Here is a 16,252-nt window from a genome sequence, read left to right on the forward strand (position 1 = left end):
TTTGTCATCAAGCCTCCAGCTTGGATGCAAAGAGGGGTTGTCGCATGGATCAGCAAGAACTACTCTCACAGATCACTCCCACCAACATGCTCGGTCGTTATCGCATTTTGCGGCGACTGGGTCGTGGCGGCATGGGCGAGGTCTGGCTCTGTGAGGATCAGCGCCTCGATCGCCAGGTAGCCGTCAAGACGCTCCCTGCCCAGAATCAGCAAGATCATACGTTCATCCAGCGCTTCGAGCGTGAGGCCAAAGCCGCCGCCGCTCTCAATCATCCTCATATCCTTCCTGTACACGACTACGGCAAGCAACCATTGGCAAACGAGAGGATTATTACCTATATCGTCATGCCCTATATTCAAGGTGGCTCTCTTTCCGAGCGTATCGCTTTTTATACACGTCAACGCCGCTTGATGCCATATCAGGAAGCGCTCAATTTTCTGTCTCAGGCCGCCAGCGCTATCGACTACGCGCACAAACAGCGTCTCATTCACCGTGATATCAAGCCCGATAACATGCTCTTACGCGACGAGAACTGGCTCCTGCTGGCCGACTTTGGCATCGCCCGCATGCTCACAGGCACAGAATCTCTGACTACTGCTGGTAATGGCATTGGCACTCCTGAATTTATGGCCCCTGAGCAGGCACGTGGACAGGCACATATCACCAGCGACAACTATAGTCTGGCTGTTGTCGCCTATCTGCTCTTCACAGGACGCTTACCGTTCCAGGGGGAATCGGCCATCGCCATCTCGATCCAGCACCTGATTGAGGAACCTCCACCTCCACGCCAGTTCAATCCCTCCCTTTCACCCGCCACCGAACAATTGCTTTTACAAAGCCTCGCAAAAGACCCGGCGGAGCGCCCAGCTCTCGCCAGCGATTTCGTCACACAGCTCGAACGCTCCCTTCACGATGCGGCCTACCAACCAACTGCTTTGCCAACCATCAGAGATCTGCCTGCTCTAGCCTTTCAGGAGAGCGTACCTCTGCTGCAACAGGAACAATCTGAGGATGAACAACATCCCCGCCATTTACGATTGTCGCGCCGTCAGTTGCTAGCTACCAGCGCTATAACAGCAACAGCGGTAGCTGGAGGAGCATTAGGGACATGGGGCATCATGCAGAGACCTTCCTCGCCTGCGCGCATACAATTGCCTGCACAGCCAAACAGCTCGGCACGGCCACGCTCCACCGGCAAAGATAAGCCCGTGTTGGTGCTGACAGGACACAGCAAGGCCGCTTATTCCCTGGTCTGGTCGCAAGATGCCAACTATCTCGTTTCGGCAGGCAGCGATAATCAGGTTTTGTTCTGGAATCTATCTCGCCTACGCCAGCAACCAGATAGACCCTCGCTGACTCCACTCTACGATCACCAGCTTCGTTGCAACCAACCATATAACGCAGCAACGCTCTTTATGGCCTCTTCACCGGATAGAACCAGACTGGCGATTGCCAATTTACAGATCACCGATACCGACACGCAGATTACGCTCTGCACACCCGACTTCAACAATATCACGCCGATTCCTTTACGTGTACGTGACACTGCGTCCGACTATGGCCCGGATATAGATGGAATGGCCTGGGTAGATGATCAACATCTGGTCTTTGCCCATATGAAATCCGCGCCGGATTCAAAGGGCTCCAGTTTCTATCAACTCTACCTCATAAATACGCAACAAACACTATACCAGTTGCTCGACACAACACAGCCCTACGATCCTGACGTGCAGACCTTTACTTCTGTTCTGTCCTCGTTTCGCACGGGGTCTCTGGCTGTCATTCATAAGCAGAGCATCGTTGTTGGGCAGATCAATACTTCCGGCCAACCAGCCTGGCACAAACACTCTACCATCGACCTTTCTCAATTCGCCCGAGACAAGGATCACAGCGCAATTAATATGGTGGATTGGAGTGCAGATGGTCGTTATCTCGTTGTCCTTGTTCCTTTCTCTTCTGCAACCAACACCCAACAGCTTCTCTACATCCCCTGGCAGGAAGTCAACCCGGTGCAGTATCAGCTCAAAGTTCCTGATTATGCCACAGATCGGGTGATTGCCATGTTTTCCCACATCGCCTGTAATCCTGCCGATCTTTCACCAGGAGTCGCGGCTGGTACTACTAACGGCGATATTTATCTGTGGGATTTTAGAGAACATTCATCTTTCGCAAGCAAGCTGGACAATGGAGGCATCACCGGAGCTGTTACCAGCCTGGCCTGGTCTCCTGACGGGCATTGGCTGGCGGCAGGTTTCGAGGATAGCAATACCAGTATTCTCGTATGGAAAATATCGTGAGGCAAAAAGTGATGTTAACTGCTCAAGGAGTCGATTGGCAAGGAAAAATGCTGGGGCGTTACCGCCTGAAACGCTTGCTGGGACGGGGCGGCATGGGAGAGGTCTGGCAGGCCGAGGATACGGAGCTTGATCGCCAGATCGCCATCAAGCTTCTGACGCCAGTACTGCGACATGAAAAAGAGTATCTAGACGCTTTCGCAGCAGAGGCACGCCTGGCCGCAGCCCTGGAACATCCACATATCTTGCCAGTTCATGATTTTGGAGAGTTCTCGTCCGGCGATGACGTGATTACCTACCTGATCTCGCCATTGGTCGATGGCGGCTCGTTACGCGATCATCTGAAGAAAAGGAAAGAAATACTTCCTGTCACAGTGGCCCTCAATTACTTGCGCCAGGCGGCTGAGGCCATTGACTACGCACATAGCAAGCATATCCTGCACCGCGATATCAAACCGGGCAATATGCTCTTACAGGAAAACTGGCTCTTTCTCTCCGACTTCGGCCTCGCCAAACTGCTTACAACTCATACCTATCGCAGTCGCACGCATGCCGGAGCAGGAACGCCGGGATATATAGCACCAGAGCAAATTCGCGGCAGAGCTGAGCCAGCCAGCGACCTCTACAGTCTGGCTGTGGTGGCTTACCAGTTGTTGACAGGCCATCTCCCTTTTCTTGATGATGACCCCTTTGGCGTCTTCCTCAAGCACCTGAATGAAACGCCACCCCCACCAAGACAGTACAATCCCTCGTTACCCGAAGCGATGGAACAAACCATCTTGCAAGGATTGGCAAAACTGCCTGCTGAACGCCATTCCTCCTGCCTTGCTTTTGTGAGTGAACTGGAGCACAACTGGCAGGCACATGGTCAGGCTTTGGACCCTGAAACAACCTTGATTGCTCCCTGGAACAAACGAGTACTCGCCAACCTGCCTACCCAACAGATGGATAACACCGCTTCCGAGCAGTCGAGCCAGACGATTACCCCTATTACGGTTTCCGATGAGGTCACATACATCCAGCATCCCTCCTCGACAACTCCAACAGGCATTGAAAATAAAAAGGAAGAACGCCAGGAAGCGACAACGCAAAAAATTGTCGGACGACGTGGCTTCCTGGCCGGCGGAGCGGCTGCCGCTCTCTTTCTAGCCGGAGGCGGCCTCGCGGCCTCCACACTGTATCAATTGGCACAGAAGCCTGGACCGAAAAAGATGAGTACTGGTGTGCCCGTGCTTAAACTCACAGGCCACACGGAAGAGGTGTATAATGTGCGCTGGAATCCACAGGGGCGCTATCTGGCCTCCTGTGGGGTTGATGCCAATGTATTGATCTGGGATATCGATAACCTCATCCCCTCTTCCACAAAGCAGATACGTACAGCCTCGCAACCGTCAACTCTGTGGAAACCGGATACAAAATATGAGAGCAGTTACCTGATAGACTGGTCTCCAGACGGCCATACGCTAGCAATGGTGAGTGATAAAGATACATGGGGTGGGACCAATACAGCAATAGAAACGGTAGATATTTTTGCGCCGCATCCCAGACCAGACTGGTATCTCGGCAACAAGATGCTCCCAATCACGATTAATACTATAATCCAATGCCTGGCATGGTCTCCCAAAGGGGATCTCATTGCCACCTCACACACTAACAGCAGTATTAATCCCAGTGAGGTCAAAGTCATTCTCTGGCATGCCCATCAGCCAACACAACAGGTCACGATTCTCAACGATGCAACAACACGTCCGCAAGATGCCTACTATCCTTATATGCGTTCCCTCTGCTGGTCTGCTGATGGTGCCTGGGTGATTGGAGTAGATACAGTATTCAAGGTCCATCTCTGGAACGTCGCCGTACCTACCCAGCCCCAGTCCTTTACGTTGCCGAATCGTTTAACAGCCTATCCACAGGCAAAGATCTTTCGTTTTTCTATCGCCGCTTCTCCAGCGAATTCTACTCGCATTGCAGTCAGCGATGGTGATGTCGCAGTCATCTATGATATTCAGCAGAAGAAAAATTTGCGTCTTCTAGGCAGCGATGATCCCGAAGCCCGTCAGGCACTTGCCGGGCCAGGCACATCTCAGTATTATTCCCAGGTAAACCCGCTTGTATGGTCGCCTGATGGACGCTATCTGGCGGGCAGCTATCTAAGCGCTAAAAAAATTTTCATCTGGGACCTGCAAAATTCTAACCCCAGGATGAAGGATGGGGTGCAGATGCCCGATTTTGTCTTCGGCCAAAAAAACGGCCACAGCGATCTCATCATGGATCTTTCCTGGTCTCCCGATGGTCGCTATCTGGCCTCATCCTCGTTCGACTCGACGGTGATTATCTGGCAGGTAGATGCTGCATAAAACGTCTCTGTCGTAGTGGAGCGATGCATCGCGTTGGTGGCAGTTTGTGATGTGCTCACAACGCGATACATCGCTCCACTATGACATTGCCGGATTTAAAAGTTAACGTGCATTATCGATCAACTACGACAGGAGATTCTCACGCCTTGAGAGAGCCAACCAGATGAAACAGCCGCTCTCGTTCGCTGGTCTCGGAAGTCACGGGAACGAGTTGCAACATCAGCTCATCAAGACCTTGCTCAACAAGCTCCTGGATGCGCTGGCGCACGGTACTTTCATCGCCACTGATGACCAGCGCTCGCGCCAATGCATCTAACGCTTTCTCATCGCCTTCCACTGCCTCAGCAAAACCAGCCCGGACAAATGCGCGCGCATATCCACTCACCCTGGCGTACACTTGCACTCTCTGACGCACCGCAGCCAGGACCGCAGCTTCATCTGTACTCATCGCTACCATTAGATGCGCAACCAGCGGAGGCACGGGGCGTGAACGGATCTCAGCTCCTACTTGTAGCGCTGGCCTGGCCTGGTTGAGCAGATAGGGAACCGGGCACATCCAGGAAAGCGCACCATCGGCGATCTCTCCGGCTTGCTGGAATGCCTTCGCGCCTAATGCTGCGACAAGCAGAGGGATCTGAACACTCTGTGAGGCGGTAATGACTGCGTCGAAATTGCCCATCCGAACGGCGCCCCTTGTCTGGAAAAACGTGCCGTGAAAGTCTGCGCTGCTTTCCCACAACGAGCCGCGTAAGATCTGCACGTATTCTTTTTGATATGACAGGGGCGCAGAAACTTCCAGACCATACCAACCCTCAAGGCTCTCACGGGCACCAGGCCCGATCCCCAACCGCAGGCGTCCTGGAGCTAGCGCATGGATCACGAGCGCCTGCTGCGCCATCAGCAGTGGGTGGCGCAGATAAGTCACAGTAATAGCCGTCCCGAGCCTGATATGCCTAGTCTGTGCAGCGGCAGTAGCAAAGAGCGTCAGTGTATCGGGAGAACCAGAACCTGCGCCTCCCGCCGTCATCCAGACCTGTTGGACGCCCGCCAGTTCCGCTGCACGGAACTGGCTAAGGCTGTCTACGGGGTCCGAGCCTTCGATACAGACTCCGACCCGATCACGCAAAGAGCGCTGTGTAAGAGCATTTGGGTGATCCTGTGGTGGCATCATCTGTTTTCTCCTTCCTTATCTTGTTGGGGCAACGTGCAAATGCTCGCTCTGAGCAATCAACGCTTCGGAAACTTCCCAGAGGCGGCGGCGAATAGCAACATCATAGGAGCGTTTGGAAGAGGGCGTCTCTTTGCCCTGTTTGCTCTGGGAGAAGTACTTCCCGCTCACTCCTATGAGGTCAGGAGCAGTTGCCACGTAGAGGGTAGTCTGCGTCCCTTTCTCGACATCGATACCACCAAAGAAGTAGCATATTTCCCCGATAAGATGCACAATACCTCTGGTGCCGCTGTTAAAGTTAGAAACCACCATACCGGGATGGAGTGCGTTGACTGTGACGCCTGTATCCTTGAGCTGGTCGGCCAGTTCGTAGGTAAAGTAGATCTGCGCCAGTTTGGATTGGCCATAAGCTTTCACGACGCTGTATCTTCTTGTCCCTTGCAAGTCAGCAAAATCGATCTTCCCCTGGGTATGAGCATAAGAGCTGACATTCACAATGCGTGCAGGCGCGCTGGCCTTGAGTACATCTATCAGCAATGTGGTGAGTAGGAATTGACCCAGGTAATTCGTCGCGAAATTGAACTCCAGTCCTTCCGAGGTAACTTTGTGCTCGCTATTCGCTCCCCCGACATTGTTGACCAGCACATGAAGCCGGGTATATTTCTGTTTGAACTCACTGGCTACGCGGCGTACCTGCGCAAGCTCTGAAAGGTCTGCGACGAGCATATCAACCTGATCGTTCGAGCTTTCCTTTTTGATCTTCTCCTGTGCTGCTTCTCCCTTTGTATAATCGCGGCAGATCATTACCACGATCGCGCCCATCCTGGCAAGTTCTCTGGCTGTAACGTAGCCAATCCCTGAACTGCTGCCCGTCACCAGGCAGACTTTTCCCTGCATGCTCTTATTATCTATTGCCATCATCCGTATCTCCTCGTCTCCAAATGTTTTGAAACTCCTCGCGCGGGCCGGTTTCCTCTTCAAAGGCTCTTGCCTCTTTTCATGTCCCGAGTGTAAACTATAGAGCCATGTCTATAGTCAAGGCATTTTTGGAGGAGTTTTATATGCTCATCAAAGAATTGGAAAAAAAGACAGGTTTGACGCGTCATACTATTCGTTTTTATGAGAAGCAGGGTTTCCTTGAGAGCAGCTCTTTCCGGCGCGAGGCAAATAATTATCGGAATTATTCTGAAGAGGCGGTTGTGTATCTCAAGATGCTCAAAGCAGGGCAAGCGGCAGGGTTTACGCTGACGGAGCTGAAAGAACTTATCAACGCAGACGAGGCAAATGAACTTCCTCTCCAAAAGAAGGTTGAGCTTATTCGCCAAAAGATAAAGGATATCGATAGAAAAAAAGCAGAATTAGATCAGATTCAGACCCATCTCACCCAGATGTTGGCACAGAAGTTGAAGTTGATCGAGGCTGAAGAAAACGGAACTCCTTATGCTGATACCTGCGCCCGCATCATTCCTGAACGTCGTTGACACAAAATAACCCGCCGCAAGCTACGCGGCGGTTCCCGATCATAGTTATGCAAATTCATTATTGCTCGACTACTACTCTGTCGAGCTTCATTCGTTGGTGCATCCAGAACATCCTCTGGGGTGGGACCGTATATGGTAGGGGCGATGGCTGGTCCTCGCCCGGCTTCACCACACCAAGGGGGAAACGGGCGAGGACCAGCCATCGCCCCTACCATATACGGGGAAACCACGCGATGAAAGTTGACAAAGTACTACAACAGAGGGGCAACTTCACGGTTTTCGGCACCATGCCCGCGCCATAATCATTGCAGCACAGAACGTCTCCTGATAAGTATTCTGCTGATACTGCTGGCAGAGATCTATCACCTCCTGACGGCTCGTGGCAACGCCCATCTTGACGAAGAAATCGGCCATAAAATGATAAGCAAGCAGTAAATTTTTCGTCCCGGCAACATAGAAATCTCTGCCATAGGTCGTATTCAAAATGTGCGCGCTCAATCCGATCTGCTCGCCTCCATTATCGCGCAAGAGCGGGTCAAGCTGATGAATGATGCCGAGGTTGCGCCCATCGACCGAAAAGCCCAGGCCAGCCCGATGAAACGAGCGCACCGCCATATCTGCCAAACGCTCTCCGGCAGCGCTATTGCTGGTTGACCATTCCGGCTCGGCAAGCACCAGATAGCCTCCAGGTTTCAACACACGCAACGCCTCCCGCACAATCTGCGGCCAGACCTCGCGGCGCAAAAAACCTGCCATAAAGCGGGCGTTGACCAGATCGAACGATGCGTCAGGGAAATTCCAGGGCAGCGTGGTAATATCAACCACCCGAAACTCTACGCGCTTCTCTAAATGCTGCACGCGAGCCTGTGCCTGCGCATAAGCAATCATTGTATTGCTGATATCCACCCCAATCGCTTTTATTTCTGGAAAAGCGTATAATACTTCCTGTACCCATCCTCCGGGACCGCAACCGAGATCGAGCAGCAGCCCATCTTGCTTAAACGAGGAGGCAACAGGTTCCGGGAGTAATCCACCCAGGGCGCGGGTCATAAGGGTATCTTGATCGAGCAGGCGAGCCATCTCAGCGGCGCTCTCCGTGTCGATAACATAGCTATTTTCCGAGTCCATCCCGATTCCTTCCAGCGTAAATAATATTCCTGGGAAACAAAGAGAGGAGAAGGTTCCCACCACACGTAGCGACAAGGGGCCGGGGGATGGGGACGCGGGGGCCTTGCGCTTGTCGCTCTCGCCTGTTTGTTTCCTGGTCTTCAATAACCCGACATGAGCGACAAGCGCAAGGCCCCCACCAAGACCCCCAACAACCCCTTGTCGCTACGTGTGACTCAACATCCTTTGCCACCCCACGCTTCTCCTCCAATTGCTGGACGCACTGATTATCCTCTAACCTCTAGAGTAGCATAGACACGGAAAAGAAACAAGAGAGCAGTAAAAAGGTCAGATGGGCTGCTCAAACGGCCCATCTGACCTTTAACAATTGAGGGTCTATTGAATATTAAGTGCTACAAGCCGAACCATTAAGGGTAAAGGAGGTTGGACTCGGGTTGCTGCCGGTCCATGAGCCATTGAAGCCGGGCGAGACCGTTCCTCCTGACGGGACAGAACCGTTATAACTGGCATTCTTGATCGTTACCGTGCTGCCCGATTGCGTGAAGACCCCATTCCAGCCCTGCGTCACGCTCTGGCCGCTAGCGGGGAAGGTAAAGACGAGACTCCAGTTACTCAGGGCAGCCGAGCCGGTGTTTGTAATGGTGATATTCGCCGAGAAGCCGCCGGGCCACTGGTTCGACACCACATAGCTCACCTTACAGGTCGCGGGCGTTGTCGTAGCTGTCGCGGTATTCGTAGCAGTTGCCGTTGCTGTTGGCGTCGTGGCCGTCGCTGTCGGTGTGGTGGCTGTTGCTGTTGGCGTCGTGGTGCTATTGAACAGCATATCGACATCAGCGTTAGCCATCGCGATATCGGCCTCTGCCCAGAAACGATGGTAGTTGAACGTCGGGGCCGCACCACCGTTCAGGTAGCTCTGCACCTTCGAGAAGGCCGAATCTTGTTGATATTTCGGTCGCTCGGTCAGGAAGGTTGTGGACGAGTTCAGCGTGGCTCCCTGCGCGTTCGTGCCGGTCCAGCCGGAGGGGATCGAGACCGAGTCGTTAAACTGGTTGTAGTCGCTACGGATCTCAGGGCTGGAGATGCCCAGGCTATCGGTATATTTATTTGCCATACGATCCAGCAATTCCTGGGCCAGCGTTCGCGACGCAGTATCGCCCGATTTCGCCGAATAGTAGAGCAGCGTTTTGGCAAGAGCTGCCGAGATACCGACATCGGTTGTGGTATCAACGACCGTCACGTGCAGATTGGTATTGTTCGCCGAGGTTGTGCTGGCGGTCCAGTTAACGGAAGGCTGCCCACTCCAATTGAGCGTGGAGGGGATGGCATAGGTGCCGTCTGAGTTCAATTTCGTGACGGACTTTGCCCAGGCGATCCACTTGTCGAGTAGCGCTTTGGCAGTGGTGTTGCCGGTCTCGTAGTAATATTCGGCGAAGCGCTCCATCGCCCACGCCTGGAAGCCGAACCAGTTGTTGCTGGGGGGATCATGATATTCTGGTTGCCAGTCGTAAGCCATGCCATAGAACGTCGGATCACCAGCCGGGACCGCTCCATAATGGCCGTCCCAACCATTGACCGCGCCACCTGCAATCGCGCCCTCTGAGGATTGGAGCCACTGGAAGAACTGCAACTGCCGCTGCAAGCTTGTTGCCCAGTCGGTCGCACCGGTCGCTGATTTCGGCTTGAGCGCGGATACATTGCTCAACGCCCAGGCTGCCAGCGGATTCTGATAGCCCTGATGAGCATAACTGGAACCAATGCGGAATCCCCAGGGCGAGGAAGTATCCGCAGAGCCGCCCCAGGCGTAGTACCAGTCAAGCAGGTAGGTTGAACTATTTTTGCCGGACCCCGCAGGGCAACTCGTGCTGGCACAACCAAGCTGTTTGAAGTATTTATCGTATTCTGAATAGCGCAGATAGTCGCCCATCTTGGCGGCGTTGGCAACTGTTGAAGAAACCGAACTGGCTTTACCCTGCGCATTTGCCCAGGTGTAGGCCCAGAAAGCTGCCTGTACCGCGCGTGCATCCGCATCGGGCGCGTCGGTATAGCGCCACTGTTTGGCGTAGCTCTCGCCGCTTGCGGGCTTGTTAAAGAGGCTCAAGAAGCCGTTGCCGTCGCTGCCGCCCCATTTGAAAGTCTCGCATTCGGGCTGCACAACCGTTTTCCAGACCGACTCGGAGGGGCCGCGCTGATACGAATTGATATACGATGGCTTCGTTGTACCGTCGCCACAATGTCCGTATCCATACCAGTTATCGGTATCGATCAACCAGTGCATCCCGTAAATATCAGGGGTGCCATAGGTCGATTGTAGCTCGCTTGCCAGCGGATCTTGCCCGGCAGTGACGCTCTTGTCAAGCTGCACGGGATAATCGCTGAGATTATCAGATTCGGGAGCGTACTCAGCTGGAGAACTGGGGTTATAGCCCGAATTTGTGGGCTGATCGGCATGCGATGGGATGATATACTTCTCCATCGTGGCCCAGGCGTCGTTAAAGGGCTGCCAGTTTCCCGTCACCTGCCCATAGGTAGCCTCCAACCAGAGCCAGTAGCTAAAAGCTTCAGAGGTCGTCTCGTGCCCATAATCAGGAGCCTCGACGATCAGCGTCTCAACCGAATGATACGGGATACCCTGTGGGCTGAAATAGCCATTCGCGGGATCTTTAATCTTGTTATAGAGATCGAGGAAGCGCTGCGTATACGTGCTGGTAGCGTTCGCGACATGAGGCTTCGTCGGGGCCGCCATTGCACGCTGGTTGCCCAGAAACGTAATAGTCACCAATATCGTGAGCGTGACTATAAGCAGTGTGGATCGTGCGATCCTTACGGTCATCCTTAACCTGCCTTTCAAACTCAATCAAAATGTGTTGAGGGATTTGTCTTACAATAGCTCTTCACCAGCAAGGACTACCTGTCGTGCGTATGTCCTGCTATTTACACTCCTTTCACTTCTGACTGGTAAAGAGATGTAGACCAGTTCCACCATACAGCAAGACAGGTTTCTCAGATAACAGCCCTGTCAACTCCCTCGCACTTTCAGGTTCCTTCCCGCATACGAGAAAGTTTAGACATCCCTGTCCCCCTCACGCCGCATCTGGTGGAACTGGTTCTAGTAGTGTATATACAATGAGGGAAGATCTAATGTCAACTGAAAATGTTTTCTGACTAAAAACTGGCGAAACGCTTTATAAGATATTTCAATGGATGTGTCACCATTTAATCTGATGGTGCGTGTCCTCTTGAAAAGAGCACAAGGTGAGAAGCAGGTTACGAGCAGCAGTTAGTCAGAAGCAGGCAAGGAGTTCTTTGCTGTTCTTGCGCCTCTTCTTGTGAGCATCAAGCAGTTGACGAGAAAGGAATATCATGAAAGTCATACATGCATGGCCGAAGGAGGTAGATGGTGCCTAAGGCGGTCAGGTTTGATCGATATGGTGGGATCGACGTTTTGCAGGTTGTGGAGGTAGAGCGGCCCACACCGGGTTCTGGGCAGGTGCTGGTTCAGGTCAAGGCAGCTGGCATCAATCCGGGGGAAGCGGCTATTCGCCAGGGGATCATGGCGCAGCGCTGGCCCGCGACGTTCCCTTCCGGGCAAGGCAGCGACCTTGCGGGCATTGTCGCCGAGATTGGCGAGGGAGTGGAAACCTTCACTGTTGGCGAGGAGGTTATCGGCTTTACGAACAACCGGGCTAGCCAGGCCGAGTTCGTCGTCGTAGATGCAACTCATCTCATCTATCGCCCTCCTGGCGTGTCCTGGGAAACTGCCGGAGCATTGTTTGTGGCCGGGACAACGGCGTATGCAGCGGTTCGCGCTGTCTCGCTCAGAGAAGGGGAGACCGTCGCTATCTCAGGGGCCGCCGGTGGGGTTGGTTCGATTGCCGTTCAGTTGGCACGCCACAGGGGGGCAAAGGTGATTGGCCTGGCGAGCGCAGACCATCACCAATGGCTCTCCGATCATGGCGTGATCCCGTTGGCCTATGGTGAGGGAGTGTCAGAGCGCATGCGGGATGTTGCTGGCGGGAGTCTTGATGCCTTCATCGACACGTTCGGGGCTGACTATGTTGACCGTGCGCTCGCGCTCGCCGTCAGGCCAGAACGCATCAATACCATCATCAACTTTGAGGCGATCGAGAAGTACGGCGTCAAGTCCGAAGGAAATGCCAACGGCGCGAGCGCTGCCGTGCTCGCCGAGCTTGCCAGGCTTATCGACAGGGGAGACCTCGAAATCCCAATTGCCCATGTCTATCCCCTGGCCTCGGTGCAGGCAGCCTATCGCGAGCTGGAACAGCGCCACGCTCTCGGCAAGATCGTGCTCGCGCCCTGAGTGCCGATAGGGAGGCAAGCGTATGCTGCCTCCCTGTTCGTTAATTCTTCTGAGCGATCTGATGAAGCGAGCCAGCAACAAAGCGGTGAACGATTTTGTCGCGTGGAAAGACTTCGACGAGCATATGGAGATATTCGATGAAGCGCTGGGTGAGCATCACCGAGCCGATGCTCTGGATGGCGCTGGCGGCCTGTTCAGCGGTCTCGATGCTCATATCGCGTTCCTGTTGATAGGCATATGCTCTCGCCAGTGGCAACAACGTTAATATGCGGCGAGAAACCCACTGCTGGGGAAGGCGCGCGAGAGAGCGTTCCAGGTGAGAGATCGCGGGCGTATATTGCCGATTGAGCAGCATGCAATCCCCCACCAGTTGATGCCAGCGTGCCAGATCAAACTCTTCGTTCGGCCCCAGATTATCGAGAAGGCGCACCGAGTCATCAAGCCTGGCACGAGCCACCGTTTGCTCTCCCAAAATCGAGGCGTTGTAGGCCCAATCCGCGCAGAGATGGGCGCGCAGACGTTGATAATCTTGCTCCTCCTGGCCCTCCAACAGGTGCAGAGCAGCTTCAATATACTGGACTGCTTCAGCTGGTCGATTGCTGGAATTCGCAGCGATGGCCTGCCAGTTTAAGCTTTGTGTCTCATTCCAGAGGTCTGCGCCCTCCTGTGCGGCCCGGAACGCTCTTTTATGCGTCTGCAACGCGACATCGTAGAAGCCCTGGAAAAACGATGCCGACCCGATCAGGTTGGTGATGGCGGCATAGAAGCTCTGGTAGTCAGCTGGATAAAGAAATACTCGCGTTTGTTCCAGAAGATGTAGCAGTCCCTGACCCACGAGAAATACTTGTGTCGGACTGGCCGTGTGGAAAAATTGCCAGCACTGCGCAATGCTTGCTCCCAGCGCCTCTTTTACCTGATGACGCTCCGTTGCCGAAATACGCCTGCCGTCGGGTAAAACCAGTGTGTCCATCCGCGAGAGCATCCCCAGCAACAACGTTTGCTGCAAGCGAACAGGTAGAGATTGTATACCCTGCAATGCGATTCGTAACGAGTCGAGGACGGCATCAAGCGTCCAATGTGCATCCAGCAATGCGTCAAGGCTGTTCGCTGCAAACTCCGACTCTGGTTGGTCCGGTTGGGTAGAAATTTGCCCGATATCTTCCAGGGGTTGCGTAACAGGCAGTTCTTCCCCATCATCTGAAGAGGAAGCACCGGTGAAAACGCATTCTGTCAGAGGGGGCTGTTCGACGGTGGCGTATGACCCTATATGCTGCAAAAGGCCCAACGCCTGGGGTGTCATGTTAAAATACGCACAGAGTCTTCGACGAGATTCAGCGTTAATTGGATAGTTATGCTCAGCACGCCACACCGTTGAGGCTCCAACCTTAGCCTTCTCCGCCAAGCCCTCTATCGTCAGGTTGTGCTGGCAACGAGCGGTGCGCAATGGATGCGCGTCTCCCCTTTTCATATGACATCCTGATGAATCACAGTATTCAAAAAAATTACACAAGACACAGGCAAGGCACCTTTGCAATCTGCCTGCTCTGCTAGTGTACAGGAAAAGGGCAATGAAACACAATGGCACTTAGTGAACATTTACTAAACACTTGGCGAACAGACAAGCACAAGCGCGCCTACCACGTTTTATAGTCCTCGGTCAAACCTCATTCGTTGAGGCATCCACAACATCCTGGAGAGTGGGATCGAATATGGCAGAGGCGATGCCGCTCGCTTTGTTGAGTTGAATCACCAATTCCACACACAATTGTATCGCCTGGCCAGGCGTCCACGGCTGCTAACGATGATTGAGGATTTACGCAATGCCTCCAGCGCTTACCTCCATCTCTCCGCAACAGCATCTCTTCCCAGAGATATCCAGAGTGCCGACAGAGAACATCGCGAGATTCTTGCAGCCTGTCAGACCAACTCTTCGACTCTCGCAGCCAGTACTATGCGTCATCATCTTCAACAGACCGTCAAACAAGTGATGAGTGTGCTTGAGAGCACATAAGCATGCCAGTTGCATGAAAGAATGAGCAAGAAAATACAAGACAAGCATAGAAAAACTCATTAGAATAGTTCATGTGTAGGGGGAGAACGTGTGTGTGTACCCCTAAAACCCCTGCTCCTACGAGACTTTGCGCACAGCAAGTGGTGGTTGAAATGCCGGTTTCTGCCCCCCATTGGCCTGAGCGCAAAGCATCTTCTCCATATCGCATATATAATAAAAGGAGATAATTGCTACATCGGCTGTTCGCTGGTGTATTTTATTATCTCATCAAATTATTTGGAGAAGAAGATCGTGCAGATTGAAGCAAAATTAGAAGAGCTTGGCTTGAAATTGCCTCGACCAATTCAAGCGCCAGAGGGAGTACGGCTGCCTTTTGCGTTCGTGCGCGTGCATGGCAATCGCGCCTACATCTCCGGCCATAGCCCATCAAACCCGGATGGCTCTGTTGCCGGACCGTTTGGCAAGGTTGGGGCTGAGGTTTCAGTTGAAGAGGGCTATCAGGCGGCGCAATCAGTGGGATTGGCGATTCTGGCAAGTTTGAAACAGGAATTGGGCGACCTGGACCGTGTGGTGGCCTGGCTACGCGTGTTTGGCATGGTCAACGCGACCCCGGACTTCACCAATCACCCCAGCGTTATCAACGGCTTTTCCGACCTGATCCTCAAGCTGTATGGCTCTGAGGCTGGTCAGCATGCGCGCTCGGCGGTCGGCATGGCCTCTTTGCCGTTTAATATCCCTGTTGAAATTGAGGCGGAAGTGGAGATACGTCCGGCTTCCTGAGCGGAACGACCTATCCCTAGCGGCAGGTGCATGCAAGATCGTGACATGTTATACTGGAAAAATTGAATTGCATGCCGCAACTAATGGGGTACACTTCCTATGTATATAGATCAAGATCTTGTCTTGCGTCCTTTACGCAAAAAAGAGATTGCCCTGCTGCCGCCCGGGGCCAGGCCCGGAGATCATCGCACTCGCTTCTATCTCCAGGAGGGAGGCATAGCCCTCTACCTGATCGCCTGGCTTGGCACTACTGCTGTCGGCCAACTGTTGCTCACCTGGGAGGGCGAAACACGCGAACCGATGGGATCACAGCTGGTGCGCTGTCCGCATCTTTCGGATTTCAATGTGCTGCCCGAGTATCGCTCTCAAGGCATCGGAACGCGTATGCTCGATCATATAGAGCAACTGGCGCAAGAGAAGGGCTATCAGCAGATAGGGCTGGGCGTTGGCCTGGACAATTCACGTGCCCGTGCGTTATACGAGCGTCGAGGCTATCGCGATTCAGGACTGGGCGAATATATGGATTCGTGGGCGTGGATCGATGAGCAGGGCCAGGAGTTCCTCGTCATAGATCGCTGCCTCTATCTCGTCAAACATCTTGCCGAGTGAAATCTCATCTGAAAAATTTATAAATATCTCACGTTTAATATGATGGGAGCCCTAGAATATCTAGTCGCTCAACATACAGGCAACGTGTGTTCTTTCACTCATTTAT

General features: G+C 53.4%; 12 protein-coding genes. 7 read left to right on the forward strand and 5 right to left on the reverse strand.

The window, feature by feature from the left end:
- Window positions 1-44: 44 nt before the first annotated feature.
- On the forward strand, window positions 45-2,297 hold the full coding sequence (locus K3T83_RS40295) for a WD40 repeat domain-containing serine/threonine protein kinase (RefSeq protein ID WP_220208794.1): 2,253 nt from the start codon (window positions 45-47) through the stop codon (window positions 2,295-2,297).
- Entirely contained in the window at window positions 2,294-4,651 is a 2,358-nt protein-coding gene (locus tag K3T83_RS40300) for a serine/threonine-protein kinase (protein WP_220208795.1), read from the forward strand. Before K3T83_RS40295 ends, K3T83_RS40300 begins: the two co-directional genes overlap by 4 nt.
- Window positions 4,652-4,790: 139 nt before the next feature.
- Here K3T83_RS40300 and K3T83_RS40305 read toward each other — a convergent pair whose 3' ends face one another.
- Together K3T83_RS40305 and K3T83_RS40310 are read right to left on the reverse strand one after the other, a co-directional pair.
- Window positions 4,791-5,822, reverse strand: a complete 1,032-nt coding sequence (locus K3T83_RS40305; RefSeq protein ID WP_220208796.1) for an LLM class flavin-dependent oxidoreductase — start codon at window positions 5,820-5,822, stop codon at window positions 4,791-4,793.
- A 15-nt stretch (window positions 5,823-5,837) separates the two neighbouring features.
- On the reverse strand, window positions 5,838-6,740 hold the full coding sequence (locus K3T83_RS40310; RefSeq protein WP_236065175.1) for an SDR family oxidoreductase: 903 nt from the start codon (window positions 6,738-6,740) through the stop codon (window positions 5,838-5,840).
- A gap of 140 nt (window positions 6,741-6,880) precedes the next feature.
- Here K3T83_RS40310 and K3T83_RS40315 point away from each other — a divergent pair, with 140 nt between their 5' ends.
- A complete protein-coding gene (locus K3T83_RS40315; protein WP_220208797.1) occupies window positions 6,881-7,300 on the forward strand; it encodes a MerR family transcriptional regulator in 420 nt (139 codons plus the stop codon).
- Window positions 7,301-7,570: 270 nt separating this feature from the next.
- Here K3T83_RS40315 and K3T83_RS40320 read toward each other — a convergent pair whose 3' ends face one another.
- Window positions 7,571-8,428 carry a class I SAM-dependent methyltransferase gene (locus K3T83_RS40320; RefSeq protein ID WP_220208798.1) on the reverse strand — a complete coding sequence of 286 codons (858 nt, stop codon included), beginning with the start codon at window positions 8,426-8,428 and terminating at the stop codon, window positions 7,571-7,573.
- A gap of 385 nt (window positions 8,429-8,813) precedes the next feature.
- Window positions 8,814-11,258 carry a glycoside hydrolase family 48 protein gene (locus tag K3T83_RS40325; protein ID WP_220208799.1) on the reverse strand — a complete coding sequence of 815 codons (2,445 nt, stop codon included), beginning with the start codon at window positions 11,256-11,258 and terminating at the stop codon, window positions 8,814-8,816.
- A gap of 567 nt (window positions 11,259-11,825) precedes the next feature.
- On the opposite strand from K3T83_RS40325, the gene K3T83_RS40330 reads away from it, so the two are divergent.
- On the forward strand, window positions 11,826-12,746 hold the full coding sequence (locus K3T83_RS40330; RefSeq protein ID WP_373324740.1) for an NADP-dependent oxidoreductase: 921 nt from the start codon (window positions 11,826-11,828) through the stop codon (window positions 12,744-12,746).
- A 40-nt stretch (window positions 12,747-12,786) separates the two neighbouring features.
- Here the strand turns inward: K3T83_RS40330 and K3T83_RS40335 are convergent, their stop codons facing one another.
- Window positions 12,787-14,214: a helix-turn-helix domain-containing protein gene (locus K3T83_RS40335; RefSeq protein WP_220208801.1), complete on the reverse strand. Its 1,428-nt coding sequence runs from the start codon at window positions 14,212-14,214 to the stop codon at window positions 12,787-12,789.
- Between the two features lie 234 nt (window positions 14,215-14,448).
- Between K3T83_RS40335 and K3T83_RS58175 the strand changes: the two genes are divergently transcribed.
- The 3 genes from K3T83_RS58175 (at window position 14,449) to K3T83_RS40350 (ending at window position 16,146) form a co-directional block, all read left to right on the forward strand.
- Entirely contained in the window at window positions 14,449-14,757 is a 309-nt protein-coding gene (locus K3T83_RS58175; protein WP_373324741.1) for an FCD domain-containing protein, read from the forward strand.
- 288 nt (window positions 14,758-15,045) lie between these two features.
- Window positions 15,046-15,537 carry a RidA family protein gene (locus K3T83_RS40345; protein ID WP_373324742.1) on the forward strand — a complete coding sequence of 164 codons (492 nt, stop codon included), beginning with the start codon at window positions 15,046-15,048 and terminating at the stop codon, window positions 15,535-15,537.
- Between the two features lie 99 nt (window positions 15,538-15,636).
- A complete protein-coding gene (locus K3T83_RS40350) occupies window positions 15,637-16,146 on the forward strand; it encodes a GNAT family N-acetyltransferase (protein ID WP_220208804.1) in 510 nt (169 codons plus the stop codon).
- The last annotated feature ends 106 nt before the right edge of the window (window positions 16,147-16,252 follow it).

It is taken from the genome of Reticulibacter mediterranei, assembly GCF_016587455.1.

Bases quoted from the DNA above. Each gene is read 5' to 3' on its own strand.
- K3T83_RS40295 (WP_220208794.1), top strand. From the start codon at position 45: ATGGATCAGCAAGAACTACTCTCACAGATCACTCCCACCAACATGCTC.
- K3T83_RS40305 (WP_220208796.1), bottom strand. From the start codon at position 5,822: ATGATGCCACCACAGGATCACCCAAATGCTCTTACACAGCGCTCTTTG.
- K3T83_RS40310 (WP_236065175.1), bottom strand. From the start codon at position 6,740: ATGATGGCAATAGATAATAAGAGCATGCAGGGAAAAGTCTGCCTGGTG.
- K3T83_RS40315 (WP_220208797.1), top strand. From the start codon at position 6,881: ATGCTCATCAAAGAATTGGAAAAAAAGACAGGTTTGACGCGTCATACT.
- K3T83_RS40320 (WP_220208798.1), bottom strand. From the start codon at position 8,428: ATGGACTCGGAAAATAGCTATGTTATCGACACGGAGAGCGCCGCTGAG.
- K3T83_RS40325 (WP_220208799.1), bottom strand. From the start codon at position 11,258: ATGACCGTAAGGATCGCACGATCCACACTGCTTATAGTCACGCTCACG.
- K3T83_RS40335 (WP_220208801.1), bottom strand. From the start codon at position 14,214: ATGAAAAGGGGAGACGCGCATCCATTGCGCACCGCTCGTTGCCAGCAC.
- K3T83_RS40350 (WP_220208804.1), top strand. From the start codon at position 15,637: ATGTATATAGATCAAGATCTTGTCTTGCGTCCTTTACGCAAAAAAGAG.